This is a genomic window from Sutterella massiliensis (genome assembly GCF_016899755.1).
In the GTDB taxonomy this organism is placed as follows: Bacteria; Pseudomonadota; Gammaproteobacteria; order Burkholderiales; family Burkholderiaceae_F; genus Sutterella; species Sutterella massiliensis.
Genome location: NZ_JACJJC010000521.1, coordinates 1 through 243, shown reverse-complemented (window position 1 = coordinate 243; position 243 = coordinate 1). Strand labels below are relative to the sequence as shown.

Here is a 243-nt window from a genome sequence, read left to right as displayed (position 1 = left end):
CATCTGCGGTATAATAAACCGAATAAGGATCATTCAGCCCCTCCATCACACCATGCAGCAGACCGTTTTCCAAATCATCCTTATCGTAATCCTCATAGTAGTACCCATCTATGTAGTTCGCTAGCTCATCGATTTTCTGCACGGTCTTGTCGTCAAGCACATCTTCGCTTTTTGCAACGGTATGCACGCTCCTGCCTGTAATCATTGTGTATGCAAAGAGCACGATCAATCCAAGCACAATGG

At 45.3% G+C, this 243-nt stretch carries 1 protein-coding gene; it reads right to left on the bottom strand.

What is annotated here, in order from left to right; translation table 11 throughout:
• On the bottom strand, nt 1-223 hold a 223-nt coding region (locus H6A60_RS13555; protein ID WP_439145094.1), incomplete at its 3' end, for a hypothetical protein.
• Between the last annotated feature and the right edge of the window lie 20 nt (nt 224-243).